Here is a 17,659-nt window from a genome sequence, read left to right on the forward strand (position 1 = left end):
AATCTACTGTCCGAATTCTACTCTAGCCTGTTCCACCATTTCCACGGTAACTCGATCGGAACCGGCATGACGAGCTAATTCTTCTATCCTTTGACGCGCTTGGGAACGAACAAAATAGGGAATATTTTTCAGCTTTGCTTTTGCTTCTGCGGTCCATTGTAGTTGATCGGAAAAATCTAGAGCTTCCATAGATTTAACAATAGTAGTCCGTCCATTATACCAAAAAAGATTAGCTATTTATTGGAAAGCTGATTAAATGATGAGTTTCTTGATAGTGACTTTTTCCTGTCTGCTCAATTAGTTAGGGGCGATAATAGGCAATAAGCTAAGACTCATTTTACTGTTGCCTCTTGCCTTATCTCAACAAGTAATTTAAATGCACGGGCAGCTTATTTTTGCCAATCTCTCTTTTTTGAATTTCTTTTAATTTTAGGTTTCTGCTAGGTTGAAATTGACTCTTTGATATAAATCTTGCAAAGAAATCTGCCAATCCACCGACAGCAATTGTAAAACCGCATTTTGCCCCGTGACGAAATCAACTAACCATTGATCATCTTTTTGTTTATAGTAACGTTCCACACTATAACTAGATTGTTCGATCAGAATATATTCCTGAAAAGTTGCCAGAGAACGATAGAATTTAAACTTATCCCCTCGATCATAAGCTTGGGTGGAATTAGAGAGAACTTCGACAATAATTAAAGGATTGATCACGTTAGATTGACTACTCCCTTGATAGAGAGGTTGACCTTTAATCACCATCACATCGGGATAGGTGTAAATGCTATAATCTGACAGCCATAAACGCACCGTTTCCATATAGGTATAGTAATCTTGATTATTGATATTTAAGGGAAAATTACGGCAAAAATTTAGACAAATCTGATTGTGATTAGTTGTTGCTCCTACCATTGGGATAATTTCTCCTTGACGATATTCATTTTTATCTTCGGATGTTTCCTCCAGAGCTAGATATTCTTCGGGAGTATAATATTTAGTTTCGGTAGTGCTTAACATTTTTGACTCTCCTTCCTATTCTATTTTCTAGGATACAGCATTTCTCTAAAAAGAGACAAAGTTATCCTTGAGCAAGGTTATCAATTGAGTGACTCGGATCATATTTTTCCCTTAATCTCCGGCAAAAAATGCTGAGAAATCCACAATTAAAAATCTAACTATCAAAATTGCTCACGCCAAGGGTTAAGATAAACTAGATAAATAGTTTTATGTTTAGTTTCTCCTATGTTTAACTGGTTCCGTCGTCAGAAAGTCCAACCCGAACAAGAACAAGCACCCCCCGCACCCGTAGAGGAAACCCCCAGCGAGGCAACCCCGACGACTAGCGAGGCAACCAGTCAGGAAGAGTATTTAGATTGGGCCAAAAAAGCCTTTAAAAATATTCAAGAGAAAAAAGCCACGGCCGAGGCCGTCGTGAGCGAAACCCCTGAAACATCCATTGCTGAAACAGAACCTCCGCAAGAGGAAGAACCAGTTAAAGAAGAAGAAACCGAGGATAATACCCCCGCCTGGCTGAAAAAATCCGATCGCCTCGAAATTCTCAAAGAAACCGCCATCGAAACCCCTACAGAACCAGATGAGGATTTTATCTGGTCGGCCAAAGTTTTAGCCAATCAGGGACGACAAGCAGAGGACGTTTCCGAAGAAGAAATCACCTGGTTAAAAAAATTGCGTCAGGGTTTAGGCAAAACGCGCCGCAGCTTGGTCAATCAGCTTAAGGCCGTGGTCGGTCAGGGTCCCCTCAATCAAGATGCGGTGGAGGAAATCGAAGCTTTATTGCTTCAGGCCGATGTGGGGGTAGATGCCACCGATTATATTATCACTACCCTCCAAAATAAGCTAAAACAGGAAGCTTTGCCCCCCGAAAAAGCGATCGAATATCTCAAAGAAATTATCCGCGAGATTTTAGATGCACCTTTAGCCAATTATAGCAACCCCGGTTTTGAGCCAGAAAAAGGTAAATTAAATATCTGGATGCTCACAGGAGTTAACGGAGTCGGTAAAACGACGACTATCGGCAAATTAGCTCATTTATCTAAACAATCTGGCTATAGTTGTATAATTGCCGCTGCCGACACCTTTCGCGCTGCCGCCGTGGAACAGGTGAAAGTTTGGGGAGAGCGATCGCAAGTCGAAGTAATTGCCAACCCGGGCAAAAATACCGACCCAGCCGCCGTGGTGTACGATGGCATCGAAGCCGCTAAATCCAGGGAGGTAGAATTACTCTTAGTGGATACGGCGGGAAGATTGCAGAATAAAAAGAACTTAATGGCAGAATTAAGCAAAATTCGCCGTATTATCGACAAAAAAGCCGAGAGTGCCGTGGTGGAATCCCTTCTAGTTCTCGATGCCACTTTAGGACAAAACGGGCTGCGACAGGCAGAAGTTTTCTCGGAAGCTGCCCAATTAAGCGGCGTGATCCTGACTAAAATCGATGGTACAGCTAAAGGGGGTGTTGCCCTTGCCGTAGCGCGTCAGCTTAACCTACCGATTCGCTTTGTTGGCGCTGGGGAAGGAATCGAGGATCTGCGGCCTTTTTCCAGTTACGAATTCGTGGAAGCTTTACTAAGTGGCGATTAATCTCACCCTAGCTATCTTTCATAATCTTTTCATGGTTGCTTCATAATTGTCTCATTTTTAGTTATTCTAGAAATGGAGACTCAGGGTAACAACTATGCAAAGGACAATTACAGTTAGTCATCTAGGAGTATATTATCGCGGCGTGGAAGCCCTGCGGGATATCACCCTGAAAATTTATCCCGGACGATTAACCGGTATTATCGGTCCCAACGGCGCGGGCAAAAGTACCCTGATCAAAGCCATGCTAGGATTAATTCGCGTACAACAGGGAAGCGTTAACTATCAAGGGCAATCTCTACAGGAACAACTGGATAAAGTCGCTTATGTTCCCCAAAGATCTCAAATCGACTGGACCTATCCCGTCACCGCTTGGGATGTGGTGATGATGGGGAGAGTCAGGAAAACGGGTTGGTTTCGCCCTTTTTCCCATATTAGTCGTCAACAGGCTTTAAATGCCCTAGAACGGGTGGAAATGGCTGATTTACGCCATCGTCCCCTCGGTCAGTTGTCGGGAGGACAACAGCAAAGAGTCTTTTTAGCCAGATCTTTGGCCCAAGAAGCGGAGATTTTCTGTTTTGATGAACCTTTCGTTGGGGTAGATCAAAAAACCGAGGGGATTCTTTTTAATATCTTTGGTGAGTTAGCCCAAAAAAATAAAATTGTCCTGGTGGTTAACCATGATTTAGGCGAATCTATCACCCATTTTACTGATTTAATCCTCTTAAATAAAGAATTGATCCTCGCCGATCAACGATCTAAGGTCTTAACCGATTTTAATCTCCGGCGTGCCTACGGGGGTAAAGTCTCTTTCTACGATGCCATGACACCACCAGATTATCTCCGATCGAGTCTCGATTATCTCGATCGCTTCTCGAAAAACAATGCGATAAACTAGAAGCGAAGATATTTTGGCTGACTGCCGATAGGGACACCAATGACAACTATTTCCCCGCAAGAAGTAACAGGAACGATCGAACTGGCTCCTAACTATCGAATTCCCCTGTTTTTGGTAATTTTATCGCTGCCTTTACTCTTTTTACAGGTCTGGCTCGGAATAATTTTCTCCCTGTTAGGCCTATTCTTGATGTTCCAGACTACCCGCATTCGTCTCCAGTTTACCCCCACCTCCTTAGATGTCTATCTGTCCGGGCAACAAATTCGCTCCTTTCCCTACCAAGAATGGCAAAATTGGCGGATTTTCTGGAATAAAGTCCCGATACTATTTTATTTCAAAGAAATTAACAGCATTCATTTTTTGCCCATTATCTTTGACAGCGCAACCCTGAGACTGTGCCTCGAAAAATACTATCCTTTAGCAGCATCGCCAGCGATCGACTCAGAAGCGAACTAAGATTGAGTTAAAATTAAATCTAGCAATTAATAGCGTCTTAAGTGGGTAGGTGTTAAAAATTGTCAGATCCCCCCGCCTATCGGCACCCCCCTTATTAAGGGGGGCAGGGGGGATCAAAGGCAATATCTATCGTCTATTAATCAGAACCACTTACTTAATTGCCTGCCTTGGCCCTCTGTTCGCTCTGCATTTCTAAAGCCGATGACTTCAGAAGATTTTAATGTTTTACCCCTTGACAAAATGACAGACTTACCCAATGAATCTGTCGAAGAATTTAGTTTTGATGATCTCTGGAACGATCGCCCGGTAGAGAATTCCCTGCCATCGGAAACCGCCCCCGAAGGCGAATTAGTTCCCACAGCGCACGCGCAACCCCTACGAGCAGAAATCGAGGCTCTAGAACGGCAAAAACAGAGCCTAGCGGCAGAAATCTCGGCGTTAAAAGCGGAAAAAGAACGCTTGATCGCCGAGGAACTAGGGGATATCAAAGCTCAAATCGAAAGAATGCTCAAGGAAGGCGTAAAAGACCTAGAACAACGCAAACAGGCTTTAGAATTGGCGATCGAACAGTTAGAACGCCGTCGTGAGCGCATTCGGCAGGAAATGCGGAGTAATTTCGCCGGAGTCTCCCAGGATCTAGCCGTGCGGGTTCAGGGATTTAAAGACTATCTGGTGGGCAGTTTACAGGATTTGGCCGCGGCTGCCGAACAGTTGGAATTACCCCGTTTTGAAACCCCCGAAAAATCCCCCCGACCTGTGGAACCTCCCCTGCGGACCGAACGGGAGGAAACCCCGCGTCCATCCCGTGGCAGTCAAGGCCGGGATTATCGCGAAGAAAGTCCCCGTCCCCCCCGTACCAGTAACCAGGGCCGGGATAATTGGCAAGAACCCCGTCGTTCTAACCGTTCGGGTTATGAATCGGAACCGGTGGGGCAATCCACCCCTAGACAGGGCTTTTCTGACCAAAATCAGCGCATACAAACTCTTTTAGACCGTTATCGCAGTCGCCCTGACTATTACGGTCCGCCTTGGCAATTACGGCGCACTTTTGAACCAATTCACGCCGAACGGGTGCAACAGTGGTTCTTTAAACAGGGGGGCCGGGGTACTGTTCGCGGTATGGGTAGCCGTCTCCAAAATATTCTGGTGGCTTCGGCAATTATCTCGATTATGGCGGAATTACAGGGCGATCGCTTCCGTTCTCTCGTTCTGGCTAATAGTCCCGAACGTTTAGGCGAATGGCGGCGCGGTCTCCAAGATTGTCTCGGCATTTCCCGCGCCGATTTTGGACCGGACCGCGGCATCGTTCTCTTTGAGTCTCCCGAAGCTTTAATTCAAAAAGCGGAACGTTTAATCGAGGATAAGTATTCACCGCTCATTATCATCGATGATACCGAAGAAAGGCTGAATTTCGCTCTTTTACAATTCCCCTACTGGTTAGCTTTTGCCCCTGAACCCCAACAAACTTCTAGTTATTGGTATTAACTAATTAGTCCTTGAGTATTGCGATACATTGGGCTAAAGAAGCGTTAGTTTTCACCGCTTGCGGGTTAATATGGGTGGCAGCGGCTCGATAACCTTGTTCTAAGAGAGCCGCAATTAAATCTTCTCTTTTGGGTAGATCTAATTTGCCCCTTCTCCCAATTTCCCGAAAGCTATAAAAATAGGGAGGAAAATCGTTTTCTTCCCTCATTATTTCTAACAATTTGACTACCTTTTTCCACTGCCATTGTTCGGCTAAATCTGCCATTTTTTCTAGATAAAAGCGATCGTGTAAACTGCCTAACCACAAGGGTCCGGTTAAGGTTAAAGGTTGCCCGTCCCCAGAACAAACCATCTTGCCTAACTTCGGCCAAGGCACTGATTGATATTCCCCGCAGCTATGACAATAACCGAGAAAACCGTAGTTATGACTATTTAATTGTCTATTAGCTGTTAACCGCACCATCACCCGATAACTTTGACCAAAAAAGAAGGAAAAAATCGGCGTAATTCCTAAACCTAACCGGGCCGATTCTAATTGCAAACCGCCGATAATTAATCTTAATCCCTGTTCGTGGGCAGCTGGATGATTGCGAGCATAGGCTCCATAATCAGCTAAACTATTTTCTAGATTATGACCCGTCAGCGTTCGTCCATCGGTATTAGTCAGATAAATTAAACCACCGATTTTAGTGGCTAAAGGAATAGCACTAAACAGAGATGCAGGAGAACCAAAAGCATCAATATCAACTAGATCATAATAGTCTTTTTCAAGATAACATTCTAGGAGAACTTCTTGAGCAGATTTATAGGTTATTTTGCCTTGTTTCTGTTGTAATAAACTCTCTAAATTAGCCGCTAAAGTTGGCTTAATTTCTGGATTACCATCATTAACCCACAGCCAATCCGCACCACTTTCTAACCAATACCTGAGCGCTCGCACACCAGAGCCGCTCATCACCTCTAAAACCCGCAAACTTCCCCGCTCTTTTTGGGCAATTGCCGCCCCTAAAACTCCTAAATCTCGGACGATTTTACTCTCCGGTCGATAAAAAGTATTGTTGATATTAAATATCGCTTTTTCTTCCTGCATCGCTCATCTCATAATTAGCACTCGATCGCTACTTTTTTTCTTTCCACGATTCCCTAGGAGAGGAAAGGGTCAACCACTGCCAAAACCGATCAGACATCAAGATAGAGGATAAATCTAAAGATAGTGTGAAATTAGCAAAAATTGCCGATTTTTTTAGTATTATATCTCTGAAAAGCTGATATTTTCTCCGTGGGAAGGGCAAATTAAAGGTGAAAAAATAGTTATTTTTTTACATCTTATAAGTAGTTAGGTGTTAAAAACTATCAGTTCCCTTATCAAGGGGGGATTAAGGGGGGATCGACCCCAACATCTATCTTAGATGCCCAGAGTTACCGCTGAAGTTTGATTGCTTAAAGAGTCAAGTGCCGATAGCGATTCCTGTGGGGTCGTTATTTTTTTCGTCCCCACCGACAAAATTGAGCAGCGCTCGTCGTCCCTGCTCACCTCGATCGAGTAAAGTAATCTCTAGATAATTTTCCGGCAAAAAAGTTAAACGTTCCGACCATTCGATCGCCACTATCCCTAAATCTACCTCGATTCCCTGCCAATAATTTTCTAGGTACAGCGCCTCGATATCTTGACCCTGCAAACGATACAAATCCAAATGATACAAAGGAAGGCGGCCTTCGTTATATTCGTTAACGAGGGTGAAGGTAGGACTAGCTATCGGCTCTTGAATACCCAATCCTAAGCCAATTCCCTGTACTAAGGTGGTTTTTCCCGCTCCCAAATCGCCTTTTAATAAAATTACACTGCCAGAGGCCAAGGTTTGCCCCAGTTTTTCGCCTAAATTGACAGTAGCTTCTCGATCGGGTAAGTCGATAATCATTTTTTCCCGTTAGGATGCCCATTAACCACTGATTTTAATATAGCGATCAGAGCAGGTTTCTGACCTTCTTGGCTCTGGGGGGCAAAATTTGGTCTTTATGATCGAGAAAAATAAAAGCAGTTAAACTCATCTCTTATCTCTTAGTCTTGCCTTGGGTCAAATGGTCGTTATCAAGACAGAGATAAGCGATCGGCGAAACCTTCCGGTAGATTAGACTAAATGGGAGTTGGTTAACTGCTTTTATAAAATTGATTGTTCCCTAACCATCAGCATTGTCTAGGGTCGAAGGGAATAAAACAACCGAAGTTTAGGACTTTAAGCCAGAAGTTAAGGGGAACAGTGAAATTATTATTTTTGAGTAATGGCCACGGTGAAGACGAGATCGCGATCCGGATTATCAAAAGACTGCAATCATCTCCCCACTGTCCCGGTATTACTGCTTTACCCCTAGTGGGTAACGGTTATGCTTATACTCGTCTGGGGATTCCCCTTCTCGATCGAGGTCAAAAAATGCCCTCTGGGGGTTTTATCACCGGGGATGCCAAACAATTATGGCGAGATCTACGGGAGGGATTATTAGGATTAACCTCCCGTCAATACCGTCTGGTCAGAAATTGGGGCCAAGAAAAGGGAAAAATTGTCGCGGTGGGAGATATCTTACCCCTTGCCCTTGCTTGGTTGAGTGGGACAGATTATGCTTTTGTGGGAACGGCTAAATCGGAATACTATCTCCGGGATGAGCAGGGATGGTTAGATAGTAGCTCGATGATCGATCGCCTCTGGGGTTCCTACTATTATCCCTGGGAACGCTGGTTAATGGCTCATCCTCGCTGTCGGGGAGTTTTTCCCCGGGATAGTTTAACTAGCAAAATTTTACAACAGTGGTCAATTCCCGTTGTCGATGGGGGTAATCCGATGATGGATGACCTTTTACCCTCGATAACGGGCGATTTTCCCCAAGATTGCCTAAATATTCTGCTGCTACCCGGTTCGCGCTTTCCCGAATCTCTCCACAATTGGCAGAAAATTATCGAGGCTGTGGCGGCCATGATTGGACGTTTTCCCGATTATAAGCTGGAATTTTTGGCAGCGATCGCTCCTTCTCTCCCCCTAGAATCTTTTACGGCTGCTTTAACTTCCCAGGGTTGGGGAGAACATAGCATAAATAAGTTTATTTGTCAAGAAGTATTTATAACTATTTCTCAAAGGGATTACGCCGAATATTTAGGCCGTTGCCATTTAGCGATCGCCATGGCGGGAACTGCCACGGAACAGTTCGTCGGTTTGGGTAAACCGGCGATCACAATTGCGGGATCTGGACCACAGTTTACTGCTCATTTTGCCACACTGCAACAGCGTTTATTAGGCTGTTCAATTCTCTTAGGCGATAGTGCCGAGTCAGTGCCAGACAAGTTAGAATATTTATTACAAAATCCCCCAAAGTGGCAAGAAATCGCCTTTAATGGTCGTCAGAGAATGGGTTCAGCCGGGGCCTCCGATCGCATTGCCCAATGGTTACTAGGCAATTTTTGCCCTTAAACGAAAGTATCGGTCTGATTTTCGCCGCTAGTGGTCCCCTCAAAAATAGTTTCTAGGGCAATTTTTTGGGCGCTTGGTTGTTGTCCGTAGCTGAAAAGATGGGGAATTTCTCCGCTTTGTTGACGAAACCACTGGAAAACGTAGGGACTACCATAAACAATCAATGCTTGAATTTGTCCGGTTTTCAGCAAAGCTTGATAGATAGCTTTCGTTTCCTCCCCTAATCCGGCACTACCCCGAAAAGGATTACCACGGATAAATACTTGTAGGAGAGTCGTTTCTGGGGAGACGAGGGACTGATTAAAGGTGCTACGGTCGATTATTTGGGTTTGATAACCCCATTGTCGGGGAATTGTCACCGCCGGACAAGAGCGATCAAGAAAGTCACAGTTGAGCAAATCATCGATAATGATTAAATTGCGGCCTTGAGTGGCTTTAATGGGTAAATTAGCGCTAACTGTTTGGGAATCTTTTAAAATATCCCTGACAATCTCTAGAGCTTGCGGTGCCGCTAAACTGCTTAAGGATTCTAAGGATGGCTGTCTTTGCCCTAATTTCTCTTTTGCTCGTTGAATACGTTGCCAAGAATTATTAATTCTCGCTTCGCTAATTGTACCCGCTTGCACGGCACTATACACCGCTTCGATCGCTTCGATCGGATCGGGAGGCATTAACAGTATATCAGCCCCCGCCTGTACCGCCCTCACTGCTATGGCGGCAGCGCTGGCAATTTTGGTTACTCCTCCCATAATCAGGGCATCGGTGACGATTAAACCCTGAAAACCGAGATTTTGGCGCAGTTTTTCCCCGAGAATTTTCGAGGAAAGAGTGGCGGGAAATTCGGCATCCCAAGCGGGAATTAACAGATGGCCTGACATAATACTATCAACCCCCGACTCGATCGCTGCTTGAAAGGGCGGCAATTCGATCGCTTCTAGGCGATCATGATCGTGGTTGATGATGGGAAGATCGAGATGGGAGTCATTGCTGGTGTCACCGTGGCCGGGAAAATGTTTGGCCGTGGTCAAAACTGGATAGGAATCCGCCCCTAAAATAAAAGCTTGAGCTAGATTAGCGACGATTTCGGGAGTTTCAGCGAAGGAACGAATATTGATAACCGGATTGTCGGGATTATTGTTCACATCGACAATTGGGGCTAAAATCCAGTTAATCCCGATCGCTAGAGCCTCCTTAGCGGTAATTGCTCCCATTTCCCTAGCATATTCTGTGGCTTTTGTCAAGCTTTTTTCGGCTATTTTTCCTAAAGCCATCGGGGGGGGAAACCAAGTAGCGCCAGAAAACCTTTGGCCGACTCCCTCCTCGATATCGGCAGCAATGAGGAGAGGATTATCCCCGGACCAACTTTGTAATTGTTGGCTGCGGAGAGCGATTTCGGCGGCGCTACCTCCCAATAGAATCACCCCACCGAGGTGGAGGGTTTCTAACCAATGTTTTAGGGTAGCGTTGACAGGTTCCCAGACAGGATAGCGGATTTGTTGGTCAAAGAGATAGCCGGAAGCGCGGACTACTATCATCTGACCAATACGTTCTTTTAGGGATAAAATGCGATCGCTCACTATTCAGTTATCAGTTATCAGTTATCAGTTATCAGGTTTAAGTTTTAAGTTCCCAGTGTTGTCTAAATTTAGTTATCCTCTACTGATCACTGTTCACTGGTCACTGATAGCGGAATCGTCATCTTCTGGGGGTCGATCGCTTTTAATATGATCAAGAAGGTGTAACATTCGATCGCCGCGTTCGAGGGAAGAATCTTCTAGGAAGACCACTTCGGGGGTACGTCTCAGACGGATGCGTTGACCGAGTTCACGCCGGACGAATCCCGCGGCCGCTTTTAACCCGGCCATAGTTTCGGCCTTTGCATCTTTGTTGCCGTAGATAGACACAAAAATCCTAGCGTGTTGTAGGTCATGGGAGAGGTCCACATCGGTAACGCTCACCATACCGGCACCGACGCGATCATCTTTAATTTCCATTAATAACATTTGGCTGACCTCGCGCTTAATTAGCGAGGACACGCGAGATACTCGACGATCATTGGCCATAATTTTCGTCCCCTAAAAACAGCGAAACCTTTACCATTGTATCAAGCTAATCCGAGCATGGCTTTGAGGGTGAAATAAAGAAAGGCGAAAGTTCCCCCCAGAAAGCCCACAAGTGCGATCGCTGTGAGGGGATTTTTTAATAAAGGGGCTAACCAGCCAAAAAAGGCGAAGAAAATCCCTAAACTAAAGCTAATCAGATAGCGGGGGTAACGGCTCACGTTATCAAAAAAGTCGCCCATAAATTTTATTTATTATCTTTGTCCGTAAGTAATTATAGCAGTAAGCTTCGATGTTCAAGGGTAATTCGATAATCTCCCCGATTGAGTTTCACTGGGATTTTGGGACATCCGGCGCGAGAATCATCAATTGTCCCTCCTTATCCTCGCGAATGGCTAGAATCGCCGGACGTTCATTTTCTGCCGACTGAGGGGATAACCCGCGAAAAACATAAGTCCAATTGTTATTTTGGATTAATAACCGCCAAACTCGCGGGGGATTAACTTTACTATCATTCGTTTCTTTTCCCCGCAGCTCTTCGAGTAATTTAGTCTCACCGATAATTCGATAACCTTTGAGAGAAGGATCGGTAAAAACATCCTCCGGATTCCGACCGATCGCTATCTGTTTTTCCGGTAAAACTAAAGTGATAACCGGTAAGGTAGAAGTATCATTAACTGCATCGCGACGGGCATCGATCGATCCCTGAGTTCGGGCTAACCAAAAAAGGATAATTAATAGCCAAATAACAGCGATCAAATCTTTTCGGAGAGCTTCGGGAATTCCCCGGACTAATACACTTAGGGGTTGAAATTTTTGATGAAATTTCCGTTGAGATTGACTGACAATTGCATAGGATGGCAGGGGAGACAAAATCCAGAGGGTAAATTGAATCGCAAAGGCAACGGCAACCAGTGCCAGAAACGTTCGCAGCAACGCACCGAAATCGCCACAGAAGACCTGTATCGGCACAAAAAGGAAGGAACGCAAGGGCAAGTCCAAACGGTTAATCTCAAGGCTAAACCAGCCGAAATAGGCCCACCGATAAATCCATCCCGTAAAATAGAGAAAAATCCCCAGCAAACCGAGAAGACTGGCGAAGGTTCCTAGTATCTGTGTTCCGGGAGGGGGAGAATTCGGAGCGCTCACGGCAAAATGTCCCTGATTGGCGTTTTCGATCGCTATCCTACTCGATCGACCGGGTTCTATCGCCAGTTCTTTGTATTTTATCAAGGAGAATAACCCATGTCGATCGACGATCCCCGACAAGTTCGTTTGTTAATTGAGAAAATGGAAGCGAGTTTACCAATCCCTGTGCGTGCAACTCCCGAAACGTTAAAAATAGCTGAAACAAAAGGCGAGCGATACAAACCCGATCACCAGTTTTCGATCGATAAAATTTTCTACACGGGAGACGAGGGGGGAATTATTTGTTCCCTAAAAAACGAATCGGGAAAACAAACGATTCTTGTCTGTTCTTTAACCCATCTACGGATCGATAACGATCATCCGTTAGCGGCGGATATTCAATCCTACCAGAAAAAGCGATCGATGCGGATTGCACTACAGGATGGCAAAACTGGAAAAGCCCTCCGTATTGCCAAACAAAACCGCCCGAACAAAGGTTTCGGAAAGTAAAAATATATTGACAAAAACCGCAGGTTGGGTTACTGTTACTCCTAACCCACCGCATCCAAGATCGAAAACAGAACCAACTAAATCCCGATCATTCAGGCAAGGTAAAGATGAAAAAACTCTACCCAATAATAACCGCAACTAGCCTAGTTTTTATCGCCTCTCTTGCTGGCTATCATCTACCAGCCACCGGCGATCTATCTCCCGTCAAGAAAATTCCCGTATTTATACCGGATGATACAAAAGTATCTTTAAAAAATGGCACTTCTCTATCTGGGAGATTAATCAAGTTCGATTCTCCAACAAAAACGATCGCTTTAGGGAGAGAATCAAAAACAAAAGAAGTAGCAATGAAAGAGATAGAACAGATAGAGTTTCAAGGGAAGATTATTATCAAAAGCGGAACGCTTGTTATTCGTGGGGAAGGGGGATCAAGCAATCCAAACCAGAATAGAGAACGCTGGACGGAACCCCTACAGAACTTCAAAATTATTGATGTTAATCAAGGAAAAGCGGAAGTAACTTTAACCTCGCTAGATTCTCCAAAAATAAGAGGAATCGAGCGTGTAGCCCTTAACAGTTCCTATGTTGTTGAGGAAATTAAATTCAACCCCTCGGACAAAATTGAGATTCAAGTAAACCCCCATTAAAATTCACAAAGAAGAAGCCTATTTTTTAGGCAATTAAGGAAGACTTTAAATGGGAAAGTTGGCTGATGTATTGTTCGATTGTTTTTGGTGATAGTGGATAGTTTAAGGTTGGATTAGCGAGGTAAAAGATGATGTCATTGATGAGATATTCCTCATCTGTTTCATAGGCGATATCTTCTCTGCATTCGATGGCATCGGCCCAGTTTTCTAAGTCGGTGGCAGATAGAGCGTTATTAAGATAGCGATCGAGAATATCGATCAGATGCTCTTTTTTTAGGGTGATAATTGCTTCGCTACTGTCCCAAGGAAAGGTTTTTAGGATAGGGAGGATAGTTGATAGGGATGATTTTCCGTTGGAAGAGAGTGAAAAACAAGAGATTAGACAATGGTTCGGAAAGTTAATACTAAATTGTTAAGTGATGTGAGAAATTCAGGAAATATGGGAGGTGCTATAATTGATATATTTACTCAGTCAAAAAATGATGATTAAGTTAAAAGTCACAACGGTAGGAAACTCTATGGGGGTGATTTTCCCGAAAGAGTTGGTGGAGAAGCTGCGCCTTAGTAAAGGCGATATGCTCTACCTCTTGGAAACGCCGAATGGCTTTGAGCTTACACCCTACGACCCCGAATTTGTCCAGCAAATGGAAGTGGCGGAGGAAGTGATGCGCGAAGACTGGAATGTTTTGAGAAAGCTGGCAACTTAGGCTCATGAACCAGCTAATCTGGATAGCTGATGGGGTAGCTCTCGCGATTCATCACCGCCAAATAGCCGAGCATGGTGGATTAGAGGGTATTCGAGATGAGGGGTTGCTAGAAAGCGCACTTTCCCGACCGCAAAATCTTCTGGCTTATTCTGAGTCGCATCCTGACATGGCTTCTTTGGCAGCAGCCTACGCTTACCCAGGGAACAGCAAGAAATGTTAATCGAGTCAGGGGAGAATATCAGGAATTGAGAGCTTGTTCCTGTAGTTATGATTGCCGCATCATTTTCTATTTAGAACGAGACGAAAAAAATCAAACAGATAGGATAGTTTTGATTAACATTGGAACTCATGATGAGGTGTATTAACTAATAACTGATAGCGGAAATAACTATGAATCCCAAATTTTACGCATTACTTACTCTTTCCCTAGTGGCTACCGTCACCCTACCAGTTGTTAACGGGAAACTCTCCTCTCTCGTCCCTGCGGTAATAGCGCAAAATACGGATGCGAGGAAAGCGGAAGCCGATCAGCTTTTACAATTATGTCGCCAGAATCTTGATAATAATCAAGTAAAATTGGCGATTCAATCCTGTCAACAGGCGGTGATAGCCTACCGGCAAATTAAAGATCTTTCAGGGGAAGCTAAATCTACCGTTAATTTAGGCAATGCCTATGTTAACGACGGTCAATACCGTCAAGCTATTTCTGTTTTAGAAAATGCGGTTAAAATAGCACAAGAGTCAAAAGAACGTCGTCTAGAAGCCCTCGCCTTTTTAAATCTCGGTGGGGCTTACTATGAGTTAGGAGAATTTAAGGAGAGCATAGAATTTTTTCAGCAGACTTTAATAATCGCAAAAGAAATTAAGGATGCTGATTTAGAAAAAAGTGCTGAAAAACTTTTAGTATTAATGGAAGCAGAAAAACAGCGAAAAGAAGCGGATAAGCTTTTCGAGCAAGGCGCTCAACAATATAAAATAAGTCAGTTTCGAGAAGCCTTGCAATCGTGGGAAAAAGCCTTACAAATTTATCAAGAAATCAAAAATCGCCAAGGAGAAGCCGCTTCTTTAGACAATTTAGGAAGTGCTTATCTTTCCCTCGGACAATATCAAGAAGCGATCGATCTCCACAAAAAGTCTTTAGTCATTAACAGGGAGATAGTTAATCGCCAAGGAGAAGCCAATTCTTTAAACAATTTAGGAAACGCTTACCAATCGCGTGGAGAGTATCAAACAGCGATCGATTACCATCAGCAGTCTTTAGACATCAGGAGGGAGATTAAAGATCGACAGGGGGAAGCGGCCTCTTTAAACAATTTAGGAAACGCTTACCAATCGCGTGGAGAGTATCAAAAAGCGATCAATTACCATCAGCAGTCTTTAGACATCACGAGGGAGTTAGATGATCGTTCTGGGGAAGCCAGTTCTTTAAACAATTTAGGACTTAATTACCACTTACTAGGACAGTACCAAAAAGCTATCAATTACCACCAGCAGTCTTTAGCCATCGCAAGGGAGATAGGCGATCTAAAAGGGCAAGCCAATGCTCTCGGCAATTTAGGAAACGTTTACCAATCCCTCGGACAATACCAAAAAGCGATCGATTACCACCAGCAGTCTTTAGAAATCGCTGAGAAAATAGGCGATCAAGGAAGTAAAGCCAGATCTTTAGGCAATTTAGGAAACGCTTACCAATCGCGTGGAGAGTATCAAAAAGCGATCGATCTCTACGAAAAGTCTTTAGTCATCACGAGGGACATAGGCCTTCGGCAAGAGGAAGGGTCTTTTTTAAACAATTTAGGAGTTGCTCACTACTTCCTCGGAGAGTACGAAAAAGCGATCGATTACCTTAAACAGACTTTAGACATTGCGAAGAAAATAGGCGATCTAAAAGGGGAAGCCGATTCTTTAGGCAATTTAGGAAGTGCTTATCTTTCCCTCGGACAATATCAGAAAGCGATCGATCACCATCAAGAGAATCGAGCCATAGCGAGGAAAATCGGCGATCTACAAGGGGAAGCTAATTCTTTAAATAATTTAGGAGTTGCTTATCAAAAGATAAATCAACCCGCAGAAGCGATCAAGAATTTGGAAGAGTCCCTCAACATTATCCTCAAGATACGGGGAGATATTTCGAGGGAAAATATTGCAGGTCAAAATCGAAAATCGTTTTTAGCCTCTAAGGAGAAAACCGTCATCACCCTCGCCACAATCCTCATCCAGCAAAACCAACCAGAAAAAGCCTTTCAATGGCTTAACCTCGCCACTACCGCCGATCTCGCCGATTACAATCGCCTGATCGATGCCAAAGTTGCTGATCCCGATGCACAAAAAGCACTTGATAACTGGAACACCGACAATCAACAACTCGAAGGAATGCGCCGACAACTACAGGATAAATTCTCTGAAGAACTGGCACAACAGATCCGACAATTCGAGGAAAAAGTCTATAAAAATGCGGAAAATATCGGAGATAAATATTCTGAAATTGCTGAACTTTTTGAAAGTAAACCCACCGACATCGCCCAACTCCAGAAAAATATCGCTCCTGATACCCTCGTTATTCAACCCGTTCCCCTCCGCGATAAAGTCGCCCTATTTCTCGTTACTAGAGAAAAATTAATCGTTATTCAAAGTGATACAAAACGCGAGGAATTGAATAAACTCGTCAGCGAATACCGTACCCAATTAGCCGATCATAAAAATAGCGATGTGGATGTTACCGGTGGCAAACTCTACGAGATTTTAATCCGTCCCATTGAATCACAAATCGCCACCAGTTCCCCGAAAAATATCGCTATTATCGCCACTGGACAACTGCGCTATATTCCCTTTGAAACCCTCTACGATGAGAAAAATGAGCAAGTTCTCCTAGAAAAATATCCAATTTATTATTTAACTCGTATCTCGACCTCTTCTCTTGCTACTCAAAAAACGAAAACAGATCGCTCCACTCTCAAAGCCTTAGCTCTAGCTAATCCCAAACCTTTTCTATTTGACACGGAGAAAAAAGAAAAAGTTGATCTTAAAGGCACAGAAATAGAAGCAGAAACTATCAGCAAAATCTTTCCGGGAAGTGAAAAATATCTCGGGACAAACGCAACCTTAGATATATTCAAAAAACAAGCCTTTCGCTTCTCGATTTTACACCTCGGAACTCACGGCTGTTTTGACCTCGCTGGCTGTCCTAATTTGGGTATGCAAGCTAATACTATTCTTTTCGCCAATAAAGAGCAATATAAAATCGCCGATGCCGCATTATTAGGCTTAAAAAATACCGAATTAATTACCCTGAGTGCTTGTCGAACCGCCAAGGAAGCCAACGCAGACGGCCAGGAAATTTCAGGACTTGCTTACGTCTTAGAAAGAGCCGGCGCTAAATCAGTAATAGCCAGTCTTTGGAACGCGCCTGATGGCACAAAATTTGAAGACAAATCCTATGAGGCAATTAATTCGATTATGATGGCTGAATTCTATCAAAATCTCCAGAAAGGAATGAGCAAAAGCGCATCGATGAGAGAGGCAAAATTAAGCCTGATCGAAAAGTATCCCCACCCTTATTTTTGGTCGCTATTTATTTTGATTGGGGATGCCAATTAGGTAGGCGTTAAAAATTATCAGACACCCCCCTTATCAAGCTATCCCTTATAGGGATCTTTCTTAACATTTTTTTCAGTAAGCACTCCAACCCTTATCCTGACTTGATTTCAGTTTTTTC

At 43.9% G+C, this 17,659-nt stretch carries 19 protein-coding genes and 1 pseudogene; 11 read left to right on the forward strand and 9 right to left on the reverse strand.

Annotated features, from left to right (window positions below):
- Positions 1-3: 3 nt before the first annotated feature.
- A complete protein-coding gene (locus N0824_RS16620; RefSeq protein ID WP_002771508.1) occupies positions 4-189 on the reverse strand; it encodes a PCP reductase family protein in 186 nt (61 codons plus the stop codon).
- 240 nt (positions 190-429) lie between these two features.
- Entirely contained in the window at positions 430-1,017 is a 588-nt protein-coding gene (locus N0824_RS16625; RefSeq protein ID WP_108937554.1) for a Uma2 family endonuclease, read from the reverse strand.
- A gap of 225 nt (positions 1,018-1,242) precedes the next feature.
- On the opposite strand from N0824_RS16625, the gene ftsY reads away from it, so the two are divergent.
- The 4 genes from ftsY (at position 1,243) to N0824_RS16645 (ending at position 5,434) form a co-directional block, all read left to right on the forward strand.
- Positions 1,243-2,598, forward strand: a complete 1,356-nt coding sequence (ftsY, locus tag N0824_RS16630; protein ID WP_108937555.1) for a signal recognition particle-docking protein FtsY — start codon at positions 1,243-1,245, stop codon at positions 2,596-2,598.
- Between the two features lie 94 nt (positions 2,599-2,692).
- Positions 2,693-3,493, forward strand: coding sequence for a metal ABC transporter ATP-binding protein (locus tag N0824_RS16635; RefSeq protein WP_108937556.1), 801 nt, complete (start codon positions 2,693-2,695; stop codon positions 3,491-3,493).
- 39 nt (positions 3,494-3,532) lie between these two features.
- The gene (locus tag N0824_RS16640) at positions 3,533-3,949 is read left to right on the forward strand and encodes a DUF3119 family protein (RefSeq protein ID WP_108937557.1); all 417 of its coding nucleotides are present in this window, start codon (positions 3,533-3,535) and stop codon (positions 3,947-3,949) included.
- 201 nt (positions 3,950-4,150) lie between these two features.
- A complete protein-coding gene (locus N0824_RS16645; protein WP_108937558.1) occupies positions 4,151-5,434 on the forward strand; it encodes a DUF3086 domain-containing protein in 1,284 nt (427 codons plus the stop codon).
- A gap of 4 nt (positions 5,435-5,438) precedes the next feature.
- Here N0824_RS16645 and N0824_RS16650 read toward each other — a convergent pair whose 3' ends face one another.
- Both N0824_RS16650 and tsaE read right to left on the reverse strand, forming a co-directional pair.
- Positions 5,439-6,524 (reverse strand): tRNA (guanine-N1)-methyltransferase, encoded by a 1,086-nt coding sequence (locus N0824_RS16650; RefSeq protein ID WP_108937559.1) that lies wholly within the window; start codon positions 6,522-6,524, stop codon positions 5,439-5,441.
- Positions 6,525-6,882: 358 nt separating this feature from the next.
- Positions 6,883-7,353, reverse strand: a complete 471-nt coding sequence (tsaE, locus tag N0824_RS16655) for a tRNA (adenosine(37)-N6)-threonylcarbamoyltransferase complex ATPase subunit type 1 TsaE (RefSeq protein WP_108937560.1) — start codon at positions 7,351-7,353, stop codon at positions 6,883-6,885.
- Positions 7,354-7,692: 339 nt separating this feature from the next.
- On the opposite strand from tsaE, the gene N0824_RS16660 reads away from it, so the two are divergent.
- Positions 7,693-8,892 carry a lipid-A-disaccharide synthase-related protein gene (locus N0824_RS16660; RefSeq protein ID WP_108937561.1) on the forward strand — a complete coding sequence of 400 codons (1,200 nt, stop codon included), beginning with the start codon at positions 7,693-7,695 and terminating at the stop codon, positions 8,890-8,892.
- On the opposite strand, the gene N0824_RS16665 is transcribed toward N0824_RS16660, so the two are convergent.
- From N0824_RS16665 to N0824_RS16680, 4 genes are all read right to left on the reverse strand, one after another.
- Complete coding sequence (locus N0824_RS16665; RefSeq protein WP_108937562.1) at positions 8,889-10,469, reverse strand: glycoside hydrolase family 3 N-terminal domain-containing protein; 1,581 nt, start codon at positions 10,467-10,469, stop codon at positions 8,889-8,891. The genes N0824_RS16660 and N0824_RS16665 overlap by 4 nt on opposite strands.
- A 93-nt stretch (positions 10,470-10,562) precedes the next feature.
- Positions 10,563-10,955 carry a 30S ribosome-binding factor RbfA gene (rbfA, locus tag N0824_RS16670; protein ID WP_002751761.1) on the reverse strand — a complete coding sequence of 131 codons (393 nt, stop codon included), beginning with the start codon at positions 10,953-10,955 and terminating at the stop codon, positions 10,563-10,565.
- A 41-nt stretch (positions 10,956-10,996) separates the two neighbouring features.
- Complete coding sequence (locus N0824_RS16675; RefSeq protein ID WP_002737592.1) at positions 10,997-11,194, reverse strand: DUF751 family protein; 198 nt, start codon at positions 11,192-11,194, stop codon at positions 10,997-10,999.
- Between the two features lie 88 nt (positions 11,195-11,282).
- A complete protein-coding gene (locus N0824_RS16680) occupies positions 11,283-12,185 on the reverse strand; it encodes a hypothetical protein (protein WP_108937563.1) in 903 nt (300 codons plus the stop codon).
- Positions 12,186-12,197: 12 nt separating this feature from the next.
- Here N0824_RS16680 and N0824_RS16685 point away from each other — a divergent pair, with 12 nt between their 5' ends.
- Positions 12,198-12,590 (forward strand): hypothetical protein, encoded by a 393-nt coding sequence (locus tag N0824_RS16685; protein ID WP_108937564.1) that lies wholly within the window; start codon positions 12,198-12,200, stop codon positions 12,588-12,590.
- 107 nt (positions 12,591-12,697) lie between these two features.
- Complete coding sequence (locus N0824_RS16690; protein WP_108937565.1) at positions 12,698-13,237, forward strand: hypothetical protein; 540 nt, start codon at positions 12,698-12,700, stop codon at positions 13,235-13,237.
- Positions 13,238-13,262: 25 nt separating this feature from the next.
- Here N0824_RS16690 and N0824_RS21780 read toward each other — a convergent pair whose 3' ends face one another.
- Positions 13,263-13,568: a hypothetical protein gene (locus tag N0824_RS21780; RefSeq protein ID WP_306438776.1), complete on the reverse strand. Its 306-nt coding sequence runs from the start codon at positions 13,566-13,568 to the stop codon at positions 13,263-13,265.
- Positions 13,569-13,581: 13 nt separating this feature from the next.
- Between N0824_RS21780 and N0824_RS21785 the strand changes: the two are divergent.
- The 4 genes and pseudogenes from N0824_RS21785 to N0824_RS16715 all read left to right on the forward strand — a co-directional run.
- Positions 13,582-13,653: pseudogene (locus N0824_RS21785) on the forward strand (DUF2283 domain-containing protein); the annotation flags it as partial.
- Positions 13,654-13,719: 66 nt separating this feature from the next.
- Positions 13,720-13,944 carry an AbrB/MazE/SpoVT family DNA-binding domain-containing protein gene (locus N0824_RS16700; RefSeq protein WP_080600713.1) on the forward strand — a complete coding sequence of 75 codons (225 nt, stop codon included), beginning with the start codon at positions 13,720-13,722 and terminating at the stop codon, positions 13,942-13,944.
- A 4-nt stretch (positions 13,945-13,948) separates the two neighbouring features.
- Entirely contained in the window at positions 13,949-14,164 is a 216-nt protein-coding gene (locus N0824_RS16705; protein WP_233256472.1) for a type II toxin-antitoxin system death-on-curing family toxin, read from the forward strand.
- 170 nt (positions 14,165-14,334) lie between these two features.
- Entirely contained in the window at positions 14,335-17,541 is a 3,207-nt protein-coding gene (locus N0824_RS16715) for a tetratricopeptide repeat protein (RefSeq protein WP_108937567.1), read from the forward strand.
- Positions 17,542-17,659 lie beyond the last annotated feature (118 nt).

The organism is Microcystis sp. 0824 (genome assembly GCF_003112475.1).
Classification (GTDB): Bacteria; Cyanobacteriota; Cyanobacteriia; order Cyanobacteriales; family Microcystaceae; genus Microcystis; species Microcystis aeruginosa_C.

Bases quoted from the DNA above. Each gene is read 5' to 3' on its own strand.
- N0824_RS16715 (WP_108937567.1), top strand. From the start codon at position 14,335: ATGAATCCCAAATTTTACGCATTACTTACTCTTTCCCTAGTGGCTACC.
- tsaE (WP_108937560.1), bottom strand. From the start codon at position 7,353: ATGATTATCGACTTACCCGATCGAGAAGCTACTGTCAATTTAGGCGAA.
- N0824_RS16690 (WP_108937565.1), top strand. From the start codon at position 12,698: ATGAAAAAACTCTACCCAATAATAACCGCAACTAGCCTAGTTTTTATC.
- N0824_RS16635 (WP_108937556.1), top strand. From the start codon at position 2,693: ATGCAAAGGACAATTACAGTTAGTCATCTAGGAGTATATTATCGCGGC.
- N0824_RS16700 (WP_080600713.1), top strand. From the start codon at position 13,720: ATGATTAAGTTAAAAGTCACAACGGTAGGAAACTCTATGGGGGTGATT.
- ftsY (WP_108937555.1), top strand. From the start codon at position 1,243: ATGTTTAACTGGTTCCGTCGTCAGAAAGTCCAACCCGAACAAGAACAA.
- N0824_RS16675 (WP_002737592.1), bottom strand. From the start codon at position 11,194: ATGGGCGACTTTTTTGATAACGTGAGCCGTTACCCCCGCTATCTGATT.
- N0824_RS16640 (WP_108937557.1), top strand. From the start codon at position 3,533: ATGACAACTATTTCCCCGCAAGAAGTAACAGGAACGATCGAACTGGCT.
- N0824_RS16645 (WP_108937558.1), top strand. From the start codon at position 4,151: ATGACTTCAGAAGATTTTAATGTTTTACCCCTTGACAAAATGACAGAC.
- N0824_RS16705 (WP_233256472.1), top strand. From the start codon at position 13,949: ATGAACCAGCTAATCTGGATAGCTGATGGGGTAGCTCTCGCGATTCAT.
- N0824_RS16650 (WP_108937559.1), bottom strand. From the start codon at position 6,524: ATGCAGGAAGAAAAAGCGATATTTAATATCAACAATACTTTTTATCGA.
- N0824_RS16620 (WP_002771508.1), bottom strand. From the start codon at position 189: ATGGAAGCTCTAGATTTTTCCGATCAACTACAATGGACCGCAGAAGCA.
- N0824_RS16625 (WP_108937554.1), bottom strand. From the start codon at position 1,017: ATGTTAAGCACTACCGAAACTAAATATTATACTCCCGAAGAATATCTA.
- N0824_RS16685 (WP_108937564.1), top strand. From the start codon at position 12,198: ATGTCGATCGACGATCCCCGACAAGTTCGTTTGTTAATTGAGAAAATG.
- rbfA (WP_002751761.1), bottom strand. From the start codon at position 10,955: ATGGCCAATGATCGTCGAGTATCTCGCGTGTCCTCGCTAATTAAGCGC.